The 671-nt window shown below is 63.2% G+C and carries 1 protein-coding gene; it reads right to left on the minus strand.

Annotated elements, in window-relative coordinates:
* On the minus strand, positions 1-671 hold a 671-nt coding region (locus tag QNO07_RS27490; protein ID WP_283995259.1), incomplete at both ends, for an ABC transporter ATP-binding protein.

Raw genomic sequence — 671 nt, forward strand, 5'->3', positions numbered from 1 at the left:
TCCGGGTCGGGCACCGGTACCGCGGAGAGCAGTGCCTGCGTGTAGGGGTGCGTGGGGTGGTCGTAGATCTCGCTGTCGGTACCCAGTTCCACGATCTTTCCGAGGTACATGACGCCGACGCGGTCGGAGATGTGCCGGACGATGGACAGGTCGTGCGCGATGAACAGGTACGAGAGGTTGAACTCGGTCTGGAGTTTGTCCATCAGGTTGATCACCTGCGCCTGCACCGAGACGTCCAGCGCGGATACCGGCTCGTCGCAGATGATGATCTCCGGGTTCAGCGCCAGACCCCGTGCGATACCGATGCGCTGCCGCTGACCACCGGAGAACTGGTGCGGATACCGGTTGATGTACTCCGGATTCAGCCCCACCACATCCAGCAGATCCTGCACCTTCCGCCGCCGGTCGCCCTTCGGCGCCACCTCCGGATGGATCTCGTACGGCTCCCCGATGATGTCACCGACCGTCATCCGCGGATTCAACGACGTGTACGGGTCCTGGAACACCATCTGGATGTTCCGCCGCACCGCCTTCAACGCCCGACCCGAAAGCCGCGTGATGTCCTCACCCTTGTAAAGAATCGAACCCGACGTCGGCACCTCCAACGCCATCAACAGCTTCGCCACCGTCGACTTGCCGCAACCCGACTCCCCCACGATGCCCAGCGTCTC

This window comes from Streptomyces sp. 549, from assembly GCF_030124175.1.
Taxonomy (GTDB): domain Bacteria; phylum Actinomycetota; class Actinomycetes; order Streptomycetales; family Streptomycetaceae; genus Streptomyces.